This window comes from Paenibacillus sp. 3LSP (assembly GCF_032465655.1).
GTDB classification, from domain to species: Bacteria; Bacillota; Bacilli; order Paenibacillales; family Paenibacillaceae; genus Fontibacillus; species Fontibacillus barengoltzii.
In genome coordinates this window covers 43,395-59,034 of record NZ_JAWDJI010000179.1, presented here as the reverse complement: position 1 = coordinate 59,034, position 15,640 = coordinate 43,395, and the positions used below count along the sequence as shown (strand labels likewise).

At 50.0% G+C, this 15,640-nt stretch carries 15 protein-coding genes and 1 tRNA gene; 2 read left to right on the top strand and 14 right to left on the bottom strand.

Translation table 11 applies throughout. From position 1 onward, the window contains the following. Position 1 precedes the first annotated feature (1 nt). Positions 2–673, bottom strand: a complete 672-nt coding sequence (locus tag RW092_RS15310; RefSeq protein ID WP_410055541.1) for a DUF421 domain-containing protein — start codon at positions 671–673, stop codon at positions 2–4. Positions 674–933: 260 nt separating this feature from the next. On the opposite strand from RW092_RS15310, the gene RW092_RS15305 reads away from it, so the two are divergent. Then, a complete protein-coding gene (locus RW092_RS15305; protein WP_016311153.1) occupies positions 934–1,326 on the top strand; it encodes a TIGR04086 family membrane protein in 393 nt (130 codons plus the stop codon). Positions 1,327–1,409: 83 nt separating this feature from the next. Beyond that, positions 1,410–2,267, top strand: coding sequence for a phosphatase PAP2 family protein (locus RW092_RS15300; RefSeq protein WP_036700852.1), 858 nt, complete (start codon positions 1,410–1,412; stop codon positions 2,265–2,267). A gap of 77 nt (positions 2,268–2,344) precedes the next feature. On the opposite strand, the gene yajC is transcribed toward RW092_RS15300, so the two are convergent. The 13 genes from yajC to RW092_RS15235 form a co-directional block, all read right to left on the bottom strand. Continuing rightward, positions 2,345–2,653, bottom strand: a complete 309-nt coding sequence (gene yajC / locus RW092_RS15295) for a preprotein translocase subunit YajC (RefSeq protein ID WP_016311151.1) — start codon at positions 2,651–2,653, stop codon at positions 2,345–2,347. Between the two features lie 38 nt (positions 2,654–2,691). Then, positions 2,692–3,831, bottom strand: coding sequence for a tRNA guanosine(34) transglycosylase Tgt (gene tgt, locus RW092_RS15290; RefSeq protein WP_016311150.1), 1,140 nt, complete (start codon positions 3,829–3,831; stop codon positions 2,692–2,694). Between the two features lie 36 nt (positions 3,832–3,867). Then, positions 3,868–4,896 (bottom strand): tRNA preQ1(34) S-adenosylmethionine ribosyltransferase-isomerase QueA, encoded by a 1,029-nt coding sequence (gene queA, locus RW092_RS15285; protein ID WP_085170347.1) that lies wholly within the window; start codon positions 4,894–4,896, stop codon positions 3,868–3,870. A gap of 10 nt (positions 4,897–4,906) precedes the next feature. Then, positions 4,907–6,958: a SpoIID/LytB domain-containing protein gene (locus RW092_RS15280; RefSeq protein WP_085279864.1), complete on the bottom strand. Its 2,052-nt coding sequence runs from the start codon at positions 6,956–6,958 to the stop codon at positions 4,907–4,909. A gap of 106 nt (positions 6,959–7,064) precedes the next feature. Beyond that, positions 7,065–8,069, bottom strand: a complete 1,005-nt coding sequence (gene ruvB, locus RW092_RS15275; RefSeq protein WP_028539729.1) for a Holliday junction branch migration DNA helicase RuvB — start codon at positions 8,067–8,069, stop codon at positions 7,065–7,067. 32 nt (positions 8,070–8,101) lie between these two features. Next, entirely contained in the window at positions 8,102–8,722 is a 621-nt protein-coding gene (gene ruvA / locus RW092_RS15270; protein WP_016311146.1) for a Holliday junction branch migration protein RuvA, read from the bottom strand. Beyond that, the gene (gene ruvC / locus RW092_RS15265; protein ID WP_316010612.1) at positions 8,719–9,222 is read right to left on the bottom strand and encodes a crossover junction endodeoxyribonuclease RuvC; all 504 of its coding nucleotides are present in this window, start codon (positions 9,220–9,222) and stop codon (positions 8,719–8,721) included. Before ruvC ends, ruvA begins: the two co-directional genes overlap by 4 nt. Before the next feature lie 270 nt (positions 9,223–9,492). Next, on the bottom strand, positions 9,493–10,176 hold the full coding sequence (locus RW092_RS15260) for a BofC C-terminal domain-containing protein (RefSeq protein WP_016311144.1): 684 nt from the start codon (positions 10,174–10,176) through the stop codon (positions 9,493–9,495). Between the two features lie 134 nt (positions 10,177–10,310). Continuing rightward, positions 10,311–10,384, bottom strand: a tRNA-Pro gene (locus RW092_RS15255). Positions 10,385–10,499: 115 nt separating this feature from the next. After that, a complete protein-coding gene (locus tag RW092_RS15250) occupies positions 10,500–11,495 on the bottom strand; it encodes an aldo/keto reductase (RefSeq protein WP_316010611.1) in 996 nt (331 codons plus the stop codon). Positions 11,496–11,725: 230 nt separating this feature from the next. Continuing rightward, positions 11,726–12,334 (bottom strand): TetR/AcrR family transcriptional regulator, encoded by a 609-nt coding sequence (locus tag RW092_RS15245; RefSeq protein WP_016312974.1) that lies wholly within the window; start codon positions 12,332–12,334, stop codon positions 11,726–11,728. A gap of 45 nt (positions 12,335–12,379) precedes the next feature. Then, positions 12,380–14,482 carry a putative bifunctional diguanylate cyclase/phosphodiesterase gene (locus tag RW092_RS15240; protein WP_016312975.1) on the bottom strand — a complete coding sequence of 701 codons (2,103 nt, stop codon included), beginning with the start codon at positions 14,480–14,482 and terminating at the stop codon, positions 12,380–12,382. Positions 14,483–14,622: 140 nt separating this feature from the next. Beyond that, a complete protein-coding gene (locus RW092_RS15235; protein ID WP_016312976.1) occupies positions 14,623–15,591 on the bottom strand; it encodes an aldolase catalytic domain-containing protein in 969 nt (322 codons plus the stop codon). Positions 15,592–15,640: the final 49 nt, after the last annotated feature.

Sequence of the window (15,640 nt, the reverse complement as noted above, 5' to 3'; positions counted from 1 at the left end):
GTCATTGTTTTTCGTCCATCGCATTGATATACAGCTTTCCATTATGATCGATACTGCAAAAGAACACCTGCTTGAAATCCATTAAACCCTTCATTTGGATCTGATTTTTCAACCAAAAGCGGGTCTTCCCGATTTTGCGCAAGTTCTCGTCGTTCACCTTGCCATCCATAATGAGCGGCAGCGGAAGAGCTTCATACTTGATTTTGGCAGAGAGGTCAGCATCCTTCTTCTTGGAAGGTTGCCCTCCCCCTCCTTCAGACTTTTCTTTAGGAATCACACTCAGCTGCCCGCTCGTTTCCAGCACGGCAAACTCGACATCGGCTACGCTGTCGATTTGCTGCGAACGCAGCTGCATCATTAAGTCATCTAAGTTGTAACGCTGACGTTTCATTTCTTTTCGGTTGATTTGCCCGTTTTGAATGATGACACTAGGTTCGCCGTCAAACCACAGCCTTAACTTCCGGAATCGAAGCGACAGCATGGCGATAACGATCTGAATCAATAGCAGGGTCAACATCGGTATGACTCCGTCATAGAGCGGTCGCTCTATATCTTCCAAGGCAAAAACGGCGATCTCTGCGATCATAATCGAGATGACCAAATCGAAGATTGACAGCTCGCCGATTTCTCTTTTTCCCATGATCCGCATGACTCCGAATACCAAAAAATACATCAGGACGGTTCGGAAAACATGGTTTGCCACATGCTCGACCACGCCAATCCCTCCTTCAGGTTACAAGTTCGCACAAAACATGGTATTGGTATTCTGACCGCCGACCTCCCGTTCCATGCGAAAGAGATCCGGTTAAAATCCGGGAGGTTTACATGAATCTTCCTCACTCAATTAGGCCAAGTTGGTCTATCCGAGTTAGCTTGACCATAAAATGTGGTAAAACGTCTGTCGAAGACATGAAAAACAGGAGGCTGACCACAATGCATTTGATCCGCCGAATTTTCGGGATGCGTATGTCCCAGCCCACCGTTGCCGGGTTGTGGTATGGATTTTTATGGATGATGATCGGCGCATTGATTCTCTCTTTATTGTTACAAGGTGAAATGGTTGAAGAGTTGGAACTGTCGATGTACACGTATCTGGTGCATGCCGTTGCCGTCTTGTTCGCGGGGATTGTCTCCGGCAAACGTGCCAAACAGAAAGGATGGTATCAAGGCGCATTAACCGGAGCATTGTATGTGCTCATCTTGCTGTTGATCAGCTTCTTGGCTCTGGATACATCACTAGGGCTCCGGGAATGGGCATATATCCTGCCTGGGTTTGTCATCGGTGCTATCGGCGGCATGATTGGCGTAAATCTTGGCCGCAAGTAACTATAGTTTTACGAACGGCCTCCATTCATGGTAAGTTGGACTTAAGTCTATCGACATCATCATGAGGAGGTCGTTCTTGCACGATGTATCATTCCATGTCCGGCATTTCATGGCTAACCGGGATTTCCGTCATCATCATCGTCTGGGTAAACACGCTTCGCTCGCCGTGGCATGCCGTTACTTCTTTTTTTGAACAATTGATTAAATCCAAACATTTGCTTTGGCTTCTGCTGCTCACGGTAGGCGTATTGCTGATCAATAAGTTTGAACTAATCCTAGAAGATCATCTTCCCTTTCATCACGATTTCACGCCGTGGGTATATCGTATGGAGGGACATTTCGTTTCAACGTTTCAAAGTCTGTTTCATTCAACGACTGTAACTGCCATCTTGGCTTTCTTTTATTTGGTCATCCTGCAGGCATTAATTCTTGCATCGCTCGGGATCTATGCTTCCGATGATCGTCTGCCGTTTCTGTATGCCACTTGTTGCACCGTGATCCTCAATTATTTGGCAGCGATCCCGTTTTATTTACTGTTCCCGGTGAATGAAGTATGGTCTTATCCTCCCTCGGGAGCTGATTTTTATATGCTGGAGGTTTTCCCCAACTTCGAACAGGTGTATCGCCCCTTGTCCGGTCTGGATAACTGCTTTCCTAGCCTGCACACCTCGGTCTCCGTCTCGATGGCAATATTGGCGATTCGTTCAGGAAACCGGCGCTGGGGCTGGTTTGCTTCCCTTTGTTCCTTGATTATCGTGTTATCTATCTTTTATATGGGGATTCATTGGTTCACAGATATGCTTGGGGGGCTGGTATTGGCTGTTTTGGCTTCCACCCTCGGCCTTGTTTGGGGCAACCGTTTAGCGAATTCCACGCGATTTGGCAACCTTAAGCCGCATCAGTCCATCACTAAAACGTCTATCGACGTACATTCCAAGTAAAACTGACCGCGGTTAGCGACCATAAAAAAAAGAGCCTGCAACAGGCTCTTTCTTATTGTGTTTGTCTGCTTATGAGATTAACCTTCCGACTCTTTAATGGTGTGGCTGATCGCGCTGCGATCAAACGTCAGCTTGGTGACGTCATTCACGCGAAGCACGACCGTATCGTCAGTCAGCTCCATAATCGTTCCATGCAATCCGCCAATCGTAACGATCTTATCGCCTTTCTTCAAAGCGCTCAGCATCGAGTTCCGTTGCTGTTGCTTCTTCTTCTGCGGACGAATCAATAAAAAGTAGAAAACGGCGATCATAATAACAAACGGAATGATCATGGAGATTAGCGGATTACCTCCAGATGTTTGTTGCGCGGCATACTGAAAGAACATGTGATTTCCCCCTTTCCAACATCAAACTGAAACTTTGCTTAAAATCCTTTGTCATTGCCAAACAGACCGTACTGCTCAAAAAATTCATCCCGGAAACTCAACAACCGATCTTCCATAATCGCCTGACGCACTTTACCCATCAAATTGATGAGGAAATGCAGATTATGGTATGTAGTTAATCGCAGCCCAAACGTCTCGTCGGCTTTGATCAGGTGGCGGAGATACGCCCTGGAGTAATTTCGGCAGGTATAGCAGTCACACTCGGGATCCAGCGGTCCGAAATCGTTGGCATACTGAGCATTGCGTACGACTAAACGGCCTTGGCTGGTCATCGTCGTTCCGTTACGTGCAATCCGTGTCGGCAACACGCAATCGAACATGTCGATGCCGCGAATCGCTCCTTCAATTAAAGCATCCGGAGACCCGACGCCCATCAAATAACGGGGCTTGTCTGCCGGCAGCAGCGGAACGGTATATTCCAGCACCTCGTACATGAGCGGCTTAGGCTCGCCTACACTCAGTCCACCAATAGCATACCCCGGAAAATCTAGGGAAGTCAAATCACGAGCGCTTTGCTTGCGCAGGTCCTCGTACATGCCGCCTTGAACGATGGCAAACAGCCCTTGATCCTGTGGACGAGCATGACTCTTCAAGCAGCGTTCCGCCCAGCGGGTCGTACGCTCCAGCGAATTTTTCACATATTCATAATCCGCCGGATACGGCGGGCATTCATCAAACGCCATCATAATGTCCGAGCCGAGTGCGTTTTGAATTTCCATAGCAACTTCCGGAGACAGGAATAGTTTGTCACCATTCAGGTGGGAGCGGAAATGCACGCCTTCCTCCGTGATTTTGCGCATTTCACTCAGCGAGAACACTTGAAACCCGCCGCTGTCTGTCAAAATCGCACGATCCCAATTCATAAATTTATGCAGTCCGCCTGCCTCACGAATAATCTCATGTCCCGGACGCAGGAAGAGATGGTACGTGTTACTTAAGATGATCTTCGCATCCATCTCCTTCAGTTCTTCCGGACTCATCGTTTTTACCGTTGCCTGCGTACCCACCGGCATAAAGATCGGGGTCTCGAACGAGCCGTGCGGAGTATGCACGCGCCCTAACCGGGCTCCGGACTGCTTGCAGGTTTTGATATGTTCATACGTAATTGCTGCTGCCAATCTGATCAACCGTCCTCTACTCAAATAAAAATACGTTTAGTAAATAAACATGGCGTCGCCAAAGCTGAAGAAACGGTACTTCAAGTCGATCGCTTCCTGATAAGCCTTAAGGATCCGCTCCCGTCCTGCCAGCGCACTGACCAGCATCACCAGCGTCGATTTCGGAAGATGGAAGTTCGTAAGCAACGCATCGACCAGTCCAAACTGGTATCCGGGATAAATAAAGATCCCTGTCCAGCCGCTGCTCTTGACGATCGGTCCGCCCTCACATTGCTTTGCTACCGTCTCCAGCGTTCGGGCCGAGGTGGTTCCGACGGCAATGACCCTGCCGCCTCTCGCTTTCGTTTCATTTAAGATGTCAGCCGTTTCCTGCGGCAGCACATAATATTCTTCATGCATGACATGATCCTCAACCCGGTCCACCGACATCGGCCGGAACGTGCCTAGCCCGACGTGCAAAGTGACGAAGGCGATCGTCACCCCTTTTGCCCGCACCTGCTCCAGCAGTTCTTCGGTGAAATGCAAGCCCGCCGTTGGTGCGGCGGCCGAACCCTCATGCTTGGAATACACCGTCTGATAACGTTCGCGATCATCCAGCTTCTCCTTAATGTAAGGAGGTAACGGCATTTGCCCCAAGCGATCTAGGATTTCGTTAAAAATCCCTTCATAGGCGAACCGAAGCACGCGTTCCCCCATGTCTCCCTCAGACTCAACGGTGGCTCTCAGTTCGTCCCCGAACACGATCACCGCCCCGGTCTTTAATTTCTTACCGGGTTTGACCAAGGCTTCCCAGCGATCTTCGCCCAAATTTTTGAGCAGCAGCACTTCGGCTTTGGCACCGGTCCCTTCTTTTGTTCCAAACAACCGGGCAGGAATCACCCGCGTATCATTCAGCACCAGCGTATCGCCTGGCTGCAAGTAATCCAATATATCGGAAAACTTGTGATGCCGGATTTCACCGGTCTGTTTATTTAGCGTCAGCAAGCGCGAAGCGGTGCGATCAGCTAGTGGGGTCTGAGCGATGAGCTCCTCTGGAAGCTCGAAGTCATATAGATCTACATTCATCGGTATATTCTCATTCCTTAACGATAGACACGTTTTGATAGTAGTGTTGCAAGATTTGCCGGTAATCATACCCAGCGTCGGCCAATCCTTTGGCTCCCCATTGGGAAAGTCCCAAGCCATGGCCGTTGCCGCGTCCCACGAAGACGAATTGATTCGACGTGTCCACCACGCGGGCGGTTCGATCGCCGCTCATCACCACCAGCTTGCCGCTCGCTGTCGTCTTGCCCGATGCCGACTGAATCGTCGTTGTGGACGTCGCGGTGCCGGTACCTGTCGTTCCTCCTGCACCTTGTACAGTATAACGTCCTGTTTGCACGATATCAAACAAAGTGCTGGGCAAGCCATTCAGAGCAGAGCGATACGTGTCCGCATATTTGACGTTCAATGGCTGACCGTTGGCTGTAACTTGGGTCACGCGTCCGGATGGGCCCCGTTGGCTGACCTCCAGATTGGATATCGAGGAAGGGACGTCGGAGGTCGTTTTCCCCTTTAGAGACTTCACCAGTTCATCGGAGGTATATGGTCCGCGAATCCATGCATAGGAGCTGGATTCAGGCACCTTGTCCAATACGATGGCTTGGTCGCCTGGATTCAGCTTCGCTAGGGGCTCTACATCCGATTGAATGAGCGGCAGCTTCCGGACCAGTACATTGCTGGTCGTCACCGTCAGCTTCTGCAACCCTGCCGGATTCGTCCCGTTGACGACGGTATTATCTTCACGGACATATCCTGTGATCCCGTTTGACAGCAGCACATGATACCACGATTTTAATGAGGCTTGTGCCGATTCATCTCCATCGCTGGGTACGCTGGCGTAGATCGGGTTCACATTCCCCCAAACCTCAACCGAATCTGCGGTCACCCCGCCGCTGTTGGATGCAAAGATGCCTTCGACAATTTGTCCGTTTGACGATACCAGCACTTCTCCCGCAGTAGCATCTACCGCTTGAACGATGCTGGCGACCTCTTTCTCTGTCCCGTTGTAGACCTGGCTTAGTGTCGTATCCACCAGTCCAGCTACTTTAAACTTATTAAGCCCTGCATTATACAGCGCATAGCTGCGCGCCGCAACCGCTTGAGCCTTCAACGCTTCCTGCGGCCAAGACGATGGTACTTCGCCGGCGACAACGGAATACAGATATTGCTCTAACGGCACCTCGTTGACAAGCGCCAGTTGACCGTTCACTTTACTAATCTCAAAATCCCCGCGGTAGCTGCGTCCCGAACGCTCCACCACCTGGATCGGCGAATTACCGTTATCCCGAACTGTCAATTTGGCGCCTTCTCCGCTTAACTCATAATGGTCCACACTGACTGGACCCTCTAAATTCAACGTCACGTCCCGATGCAGGAGTAATGCAGGGACATGCTCATTCACCGGCGCTAAAGAAAGCCCCGGATACAGTCCGGACAACTCGGTTTGGAGTGCGGACTGCTCAGAGGCACTTAACGCGCCCCCAACCCATACCGCATACTGTCCCGAGCCGGTCATCGCCACAACGGCCTCTGCATGCTGTGCGGACAGCGTTTGGCGAAGATTCTCGGCCTCCGTCTGGCTTGCAAACGAACCGGCGGAGACGTAGAGTGGTCCACGTGCTTCGGCTTTAGCACCTTTTAACGATGCGGCCAAAGATTGGCTGATCCGATCCGCTGCTTTTTGCGCTTCTGCCGCACTGACGTAAGGGCCTGTATACACGCGGTAGATTGTGCTTCCCGCTTGATTTACCGCATAAGCCACCGGCCGATCAGATGTAGCCTGCAGCTTCTTAACCGCAGCAGCGACCGTTGCCCAATCCGCAGATTCCAACGCTTTCACCTTATAACCGCTGACGCTAAATCTCGTTGTAGCTCCCGCTCCCAACTGGAGCCAAGACTCCGGCCCTGTACTGCCTGCCAGGATGACCTCTGCCGCAGCTGCCGTTTTTAAAGTAACGGCCGGAGTAGTCGATTTATAGGTGCTGCCCAAGTCCAGGTACATAGCTACGCGGACAAGGGATGTATCTGAATCATCAGCTGCTGCCGGCAACTGAAAAGCCCCAGCTAACAGCAAGCCCGCAATCATGCCTTTTCCCCATCGGGCTAACGAAAATGACCGCTTCGTTCGTGTTGTACGTTTCAACCTTGCTTCTCTCCCTTCATGGTGCCTTCGAGCCAAATTCACTGAGGTCTTAAGGTGTCTCCGGCATCGGCAGACCTAAATGCTGATACGCTGCCGGCGTAACCACCCGTCCGCGCGGCGTCCGCTGCAGAAATCCAATCTGCAGCAGGTAAGGCTCATATACATCCTCGATCGTCTGACTCTCCTCGCCGATGGTCGCAGCGATCGTGTCCAGGCCGACAGGCCCGCCGCGGAAGCTCGTAATCATTGCCCGCAGCATTTTATGGTCGATCAAATCCAGCCCCATAGGATCAACCTGCAGCATTTTCAGCGCTTCTTTGGCAATTTCTGTGGTAATCATGCCATCGCCCCGCACCTGCGCATAGTCGCGCACGCGCTTCAACAAGCGATTTGCAATCCGCGGCGTTCCCCGCGAACGAAGGGCGATTTCCGTCGCCGCATCCCCAATCATTTCGATGCCGAAAATATCCGCGCCCCGCGATACGATATAGCTAAGCTCATCAATGTTATAGAACTCGAGCCGGCTGACGACGCCAAAGCGGTCGCGCAACGGCGCCGACAAGAGCCCTGCCCGCGTCGTTGCGCCTACAAGCGTAAAGGGCGGCAAGTCCAGTCGAACCGACCGCGCACTTGGCCCCTTGCCGATCATAATATCCAGCGCAAAATCCTCCATCGCTGGATACAGCACTTCCTCCACCGTCCGATGCAGCCGGTGAATCTCGTCGATAAACAAGACGTCGCCTTCCTGCAGATTGGTCAGCAGCGCAGCCAAATCCCCCGGCCGTTCAATCGCAGGCCCAGAGGTCGTACGCAGGTTCACACCTAGCTCGTTGGCAATGATATTCGCCAGCGTTGTTTTGCCGAGCCCCGGCGGTCCATAGAGCAGCACGTGATCCAGCGCTTCCTTGCGCATTTTCGCTGCTTCAATGTATATTTTTAAGTTTTCCTTGATCTGGTTCTGTCCGATATACTCCGCCAAATAACGCGGCCGCAGGCTTAACTCCACCGCCTGATCTTCCATCATTAAATTCGCGGAGATGATCCGGTCCTCCATCATGCGCTACGCTCCCCTTCCTGTCCTCATCCTCAGCCGGCGTACAGCAGCTTGAGCGCCTTCTTCATGACGGAATCCACCGCCTCGTCCGGCCCGACATCGTCCTTCAGGCGATGCCATACCTTGTCCAGCTCTGCTTCGGTATACCCCAGCGCTTTTAGGCCTTCGCGGGCCTCCGGCCATCCCGGATTACCGCCATCTCCCAAGATCTCGCCGGCATCCGCAGGCACTGGATCAAACAACGTGCCGCCAACGCCCTCCAACTTGTCCTTCAGATCCAAAATCATCCGCTGCGCCGTCTTCTTCCCAATCCCCGGCAGCTTGGTCAAGAAGGAGATGTTCTCCTGGTGAATTGCCGCCACAACATGATCCGGATTTCCACCGCTCAAAATCCCCAGCGCGACACGCGGGCCGATCCCGGATACCTCAATCAGCTTGCGGAACAGCTTCTGCTCCTCACGAGTGGGGAATCCAAACAACAGAATCGCATCTTCACGCACATGGTGATGGGTGTAGATCGTCACCGTCTCTTGTCCTTTGGCTGCAAAAGCATAAGGATTCGGACAAAATACCCGGTACCCTACCCCTTGTACATCCAAGACGACGTACTCTGTTTCCAAATGGGCAATCTGGCCCCGTAAAAAATCAATCATGAACGCAATACCTCGTTTATTTTAGAGTTTAAAGTATACGAATGTGCATGGCAGATTGCCACGGATAATGCATCCGCCACGTCGTCGGGCTTCGGAATCGCCTGGAGCTTCAGGAACATGCGCGTCATCTCCTGCACCTGGCGTTTCTCCGCTTTCCCGTAACCGACGATTGCCTGCTTCACCTGCATCGGGGTGTATTCCGCAATCGGAAGCCCCTTATGCGCCGCAGCAAGCACCAACACGCCCCTCGCTTGACTGACCGACATCGCCGTCGTCACGTTCCGATTGAAAAACAGCTTCTCGAACGCCACCGCATCCGGCTTATATTTGTCAATCAACTGAACCATCGCCTCATAAACATGCATAAGCCGTTCTTCCTCCGGCGTATGGGCTTCAGTTTGAATGCAGCCATACTGCACCGGCGTAACCTTATTGCCTTGTTTATCAATAAATCCGAACCCGACAATCGCAATGCCAGGGTCAATTCCAAGTATCCGCAAGGCTCATCTCTCCCTATCGTTGCTATAACTCCCCCATGATCCTCGGATGGAGCCCTGTCCTACATAAAGCGAACATATGTATTCACTTTATTATAGCAAAAGATCGGTCAAGATTGAGGAAAAACTTATTTGCAGGTGAAAAAAGTGTAATTCATGCAGGCAAAATAAAAAGAGGGATGTCCCTCCGTTATCTACGATAACTTATGAGAACTCCCTCTTCTGGTTGATCCAATCCATCTTTCGGTGAACGAAAGCGTGCAACGAGCTGCTTTATGGCTGTTCCTCCTGCTGCATCACTCTCTCCGACGGCTCAATTGCAAAATCGCTGAAGGTGGACAATACACTATTGTATTCCTCCACATCCTGAATACGAATTCCTTGCCGCAGCTGCTGGATGACTTCTGCCGGCAAGGCGCTCTCCATCATTTCCACGTCAATCTGAAAAAAAGTACGAACCGCCTTCTCCTTCTTCGGTGGACCGTCAAATAACGTCAAGTTGCCATCCTTGTCCAAGCCGATGTATCCTTGCGTTTTGCAGTCTTCGGAAAGACCGTCGATCCTCTCTTCGATCCATACGTCGCCCCCGGCGCCAAGTCTGCCTTTCCATGTCGGGTGATCCTTCATCAACTCAGCGATTTCATTTGGGGTCATAATGCCGAGAACACTGCTTTCTTCTCCACAGGTATATATTTTCGTCAGATGGACGATTCTCGATTTCCCCTCTTCCAGCTCCGATAACCATTCGTTATCGGCATCCGGAGCAGCTTCTTGCCACATGCCAAGGGTTTCGATCGCCATCGGTTCACGAGCCATCAACTTCTCCATTTGATCGGATAATGGAAGCCCCATCCAGGCCATAACCGCAATCAGAGCCAAGGCGCTGGCGGTCCATATGGCGCGTCTCCATCTTCTCCATCGCTTTTTCAGATGTTTTTTGATTTGGAAGATATTCACGGTTATCCCCTTCTATCGGACTTTTGTCTCTATTTTGACCGATAGTGGAAGCCTTTATTCAATTCTCAAAAACAACGGCTGCCTTTCGTAAGCATCAAAAAAGCAGCCATCCGTTAAGATGACTGCTCCATAGATCGGGACGACACGATTCGAACATGCGACCCCCTGGTCCCAAACCAGGTGCTCTACCAAGCTGAGCTACGTCCCGTTAGTTTTAGGCCTTTTTGAGAAGGCAGAAATTAATATATCACGTTTCGCCTGCGAGCGCAAGCGAAACCTGCCAGCAGCTTCTGTGCCGGCAGGTGGCTTGCGATCCTCCGCATTCATGAAACGGAGTTATCGTTATTCATATATACTCCGCCCTGACCTTCTTCCACAATATAAACATCAAAATGATTGGATCCCCGCAAGACGAACTTAAATTCCTTGCCCTTAGGGGCTCTTAAATGTGATGTTTTAAAATGACCGGCTCCAGGATTAACTTTGCCCATTAGAGAGATTGACTGGTCTTCTGCTGACAATATCAAACCTTTATCCAAATGTTCTCTATCGTTATAGAACTGAAGTGTAGGATGGGTATCCTGCGTATCGGCTGGAACGGTTCTGACAGCTATACCACCATCGGCCGTGTTGGCGAGAGTAAATCGGTAGCCATCTTTCAGTTCCAATTCATGCTCATGCTCTGAAACATAATGTTCTACACGTCCAGTTTCGAGGTTGTAGAATAATTCGGCTGACAATGTATTCGGCCACATCCCGTTCACCTCGGAACCATCCGGTAAAGTCGCTCTAATAAAATATAATATCGTCGTTTCACTAGGCATTCGACTTGCAGGGATCAAACGAGCGGTTACCTCGCTAATCCAGCTTTTGATCACAGTATCACTTGCTTGGATATCCTTGAATCCCCATCCTAAGCGGAACAAAGCGATCTGAGCTTGGGATAGAGCATAGTATATTCCCAACCGAGGAATGATGCGTTCGAATGTCGTGATCGTTTTGTCCATGGCTGTTACCGTCTCTGATGTACCTGCCGCTGAAATTCCATATGGAGAAGCAACTTCTGCTTTAAAATGAGAGTCAAGGAATATAAGCTCACCCTCATCTTTAATCGCTTTTCCTACCAGCTTCTCATTTTCTCCGTTACCGTACAGATCTGAAGTGTCCAAGAAGTTTACACCAAGGTCCAATGCTCGATGAATCGTCCCTATCGATTCCTGTTCATCCCGGTCACTGCCGTAAAAATCAGACATCGTCATGCAGCCTAATCCCATCGCTGAGACTTTCAGTCCACTTGACCCCAGGGCTCTTTTTTCCATAAATATCTCTCCTTTGTCTTTTGTTTTTTATGTCAAGAAATAACATTTCACAATGATCTACATGCTTAGATTTTAATTGTAATTAGCTTCGCCCCCTTTTTATCGAACGTTCGTTCATATCGCTGTAAAAATAATTATTTTATCGAGCGTTCGATCGATTTGATGCAAATTAAAGTTAACTCATCAACTCGATCGAACGTTCGATCTATTGAAGTGAAAAAAGAGGCTGTTCATGCTTTGATCGCATCCCAGCTCATTTGAATCATTTTGTCGATGTTGTCTGGGGTGAATTCATACTCACCGTTAATATACTCTTTGCCCATTTGGACAAAAGGCAAGCAGGAGTAAGTAACTAACAGATTCGTTTCCGAATCCTTAAACAGCCCTTCCTTAATCCCCCTTTCGAATAAAGGATACATCGGCTTAAATACACCACCGCTTTGATCTTTACAGTGTTTTTGGATAAATGGCGAATCAAAAAACTGTTCCATCAACAGAAAATTAGCTTGATTATTCACGATGTAACTGGAGTAATTCCGCAAGATCTTCTCAAAGGCAGCCCTGACTGACATGTCCTCCGTAACGCCAAGAAACATTTTCTCATGCATTTGTTCCTTAAGCTTAAAGTATAGCTTAATCAACAAGTCTTCTTTACTTTCAAAATAGAAGTAAATGGTCGACGACGAGATGTTTGCCCGCTTCGCAATTTTGGACATGGAGATCTCGGATAGTCCAATTTCATTGAGAAGTTCAATTGTTGTTTGATAGATCAGTTCGGATTTGTTATCAGATTTGTTTTTCATGGCCACATTATAATCGAACGTTCGATCGAAAGTCAATATTCAGCCCTTTCGCTTTTTTTACCTAAAATCATAAAAAATTCCTTAGCCGGCTAGCCGGCTAAGGAATTCACTCTCCAGCACCCCGGCAGACACCGGCTTGCTAAACAGATATCCTTGTCCTTCATGGCAACGTTGGAGCTTCAGAAACTCCAGTTGCTCCTCGTTCTCAACACCTTCGGCCGTCACCTTCAGCTTTAAGTGATGAGCCATGGTGGTGATTGTGGAGACGATCGCCGCGTCGTTTCCGTCGCACATGACCTCTTTGACGAAGGCACGATCAATTTTTAACCGATCGATCGGCAGACTTTTTAAATAATATAGCGAGCTGTAGCCTGTGCCAAAATCATCGATACTGATATGTATACCTAAACGCTTCAAGCGATGAAGCTGATCCAGCGCGGTTTCAATATCGTATGTCATGCTTTCCGTCACTTCCAGCTCGAGATATTGTGGATCTAACCCTACCTCACGCAGGATTGCGTCCACGTGCTCCGCTAAATTATATTGCCGGAACTGGCGCATCGACAAATTGACGGACACACAAACGGGCTCGAATCCTTCCTGCTGCCATTTCTTATTATACTGGCAAGCCGTTCTTAGCACCCATTCACCAAGAGGAACGATCAGCCCATTCTCTTCGGCTAGCGGAATGAATTCACTTGGAGGTATCAGTCCCCGCTTCGGATGGTTCCAACGGACAAGTGCCTCCATCCCAACCATTTTCCCCGTATCCAAACTGATCTGCGGCTGGAACTCCAGGAAGAATTCCCCCCGCTCCAGCGCCTTGCGCATATCATTCTCAAGCTCTACCTTCGCTTGGGTGCGCTGTTTCATCGATGCATGATAACGCAGAAACTCTACGCCTTGCTCCTTCGCATGGTGTACTGCCATATCGGCAAATTGGATCAACTGGTTGACCGAGTCGGCGTCATTCGGAAATACAGACAACCCCATACTCAAGGAAATATGATATTCTGTGTCATCGATGAGGACCCCGGGATCAACAGAGGCTAACAGCTGCTTGGCCCGCTCCTCGACGGCCGAAACATCCGGCAGCTCGGAGAAGACCACGGCGAATTCGTCCTCGCCCACCCGGTACACCCATTGCTGAGGGCCTTCAAGCACCGCTAACCGACTTCCGAGCTCGGTCAGCACTTTGTCCCCCGCACTGTAACCTAGCGAGTCGTTAATCGCCTTAAACCGGTCGATATTGATCACCGCCACACCGATACAAGCTCGCGAAAAAACCAAGAGCTCGTCCAACTGCTCCTTCATTTGTCGCAGGTTCGGCAGTCCGGTCAAATCATCATGGTAGGCCATATGCTTCATCTGGGCTTCCACGAACAGTTGATCGCGCAACGGTTCTTCAATCGTCAGTCGGTAAACCCCTTTTAATACGATGTAATACGAAATGGCCATATACCCTTGCCCCAACGCCTGAGTTAACCCCTCCACTTGCCCCGGCGGACAGATCAGCAAGACATGACCCATCGCCATGAAGAGCAGTGCCCTGGTTACCATCATCATGGCTGAAGGGCGCTCCGTCCGATGTCGATAAAGAACAGCCGTAGCGACAAGGAGGTACAGCAGAGGAATCCCCGCTTGCATCATCAGTTGCAGAAGCTCCGTTTCCAATAGTAGCGGCAAGCGGTCTTGATATCGATTTAACACAAACAGACCTAACAGCGTCAAGAAGACGGCACTGGCGAACATCGTCACTTTCTGCTGCCCGGACACCTGCTGATCCGTCACAGCAAAGATCCGCAGCATCCCAAAAGCTCCTATTAAATGGGAGATCACCAGAAACCAGGTCGCCAAATTTTCGTTCGGTTCGAAGCCAAGCAGCGAGATATCACCGTACGAAACGGTGTACAGAATATCCAATATCCCGATCATTGAAAATAACACGGCCGTGTACAGTCGCTGCTTGGAAAGTTTGTCGGTAAACAGAATCCATCCCTGTGCGAAGATCGCGAAGGATATGGCCATGCACATGAGACCTGTCAAAAGATGCAGCGTTTGGACAACCTCGGCCGTTCCTGGCGGAAACCTGTTCCATGCCGACAACTGGACAACCCCGATCATCGCCGCCAATCCGATTACCCCTTGGATGATTGTCGTTCGTTCCTCTGCCCTAATCCTCAATGCGTATCAACCTCCGGAGGTAAGTACTTATCGATCCGTCATGAGTTGTACTATTCAACATATTCCGCTTATTTCCTTCCTTTTTCTCAAATTTGTCGAGGAAAAATAAAAGCCCGGGCGCGAGGCCCGGGCTTACCTTTTTAGGATTTTTTAGGACGATGGACTGTTGTTTCCGGCGTCGTCAGTTTATCGTAAAAATCGACGACTTTGTCTTTGTCGTCTGAAGCCCGAAGCGCCATCGCGGAACGCGGATGCTCATCAAGCGTCCCCGTGATCATGTAAGGGATCAGGTACCCCCACTCTTCCTTCTCGCGAAGCGGGATCAAGAGCTCCTCCAGCACTTCTAGTACAGGACGCAGTTTATAGTTCGTCCCCTTCAGATGGGTCACAAGCAGCTCGGTTGGACAGTTGCCAGCCGCGCGCCCCATGCCATACACGGAAGCGTCTAGCAGTTCAACCCCATTTTCAGCAGCTACCAACGTATTAGAAAAGGCCAACTGCATGTTGTTATGGGTATGAACACCCAGCCGTTTGCCCGGCAAATGGGTCTTGAACTTGTTGACCAAATGCTCCATGTCTTTATAATCGAGGCTTCCGTACGAATCAACAATGTAGACAACGTCAACGACGCTATCCTTGATCATCTCAAAAGCTTCCAGCAGTTCATGCTCCATCACGTTGGACAACGCCATAATATTCAACGTCGTCTCGTAGCCGCGATCATGGAACAACTGTACCAGCTGCAGAGCTTTGTCCACATCTTTAATGTAGCAAGCCACCCGAATTAAATCGAGGACGCTTTCGCTGCGCGGTAAAATATCATTTTCGTCTACCCGGCCGATATCGACCAGTGCGGATAGCTTCGTCGTTCCTTTTTGAGGAATTACCTTGCGCAGGAAATCGTCGTCCAGAAACCGCCAAGGACCGGCTTCATCGGCGCCTTTCAGCAGCTTCGGCGAGTTTTTGTAGCCGATTTCCATATAATCCACACCCGCCTCATTCAGGCCTGCGTACAATTTTTGCACAAATTCTACGCTGAAGTCCCAGTTATTCACCAGTCCTCCATCACGGATGGTGCAGTCGACGATTTTGCAATTGTTGGCTTTCATCTGGCATATTCCTCTCCATCGTGTCATTTTACTATCCATCTTACTAAAG

Coding starts and splice junctions, on each gene's coding strand:
- RW092_RS15305 (WP_016311153.1), top strand. CDS start 934: ATGCATTTGATCCGCCGAATTTTCGGGATGCGTATGTCCCAGCCCACC.
- RW092_RS15280 (WP_085279864.1), bottom strand. CDS start 6,958: ATGATTGCGGGCTTGCTGTTAGCTGGGGCTTTTCAGTTGCCGGCAGCA.
- RW092_RS15310 (WP_410055541.1), bottom strand. CDS start 673: ATGTATTTTTTGGTATTCGGAGTCATGCGGATCATGGGAAAAAGAGAA.
- ruvA (WP_016311146.1), bottom strand. CDS start 8,722: ATGATTGATTTTTTACGGGGCCAGATTGCCCATTTGGAAACAGAGTAC.
- RW092_RS15250 (WP_316010611.1), bottom strand. CDS start 11,495: ATGGAAAAAAGAGCCCTGGGGTCAAGTGGACTGAAAGTCTCAGCGATG.
- yajC (WP_016311151.1), bottom strand. CDS start 2,653: ATGTTCTTTCAGTATGCCGCGCAACAAACATCTGGAGGTAATCCGCTA.
- RW092_RS15235 (WP_016312976.1), bottom strand. CDS start 15,591: ATGAAAGCCAACAATTGCAAAATCGTCGACTGCACCATCCGTGATGGA.
- queA (WP_085170347.1), bottom strand. CDS start 4,896: ATGAATGTAGATCTATATGACTTCGAGCTTCCAGAGGAGCTCATCGCT.
- RW092_RS15300 (WP_036700852.1), top strand. CDS start 1,410: ATGTATCATTCCATGTCCGGCATTTCATGGCTAACCGGGATTTCCGTC.
- ruvB (WP_028539729.1), bottom strand. CDS start 8,069: ATGGAGGACCGGATCATCTCCGCGAATTTAATGATGGAAGATCAGGCG.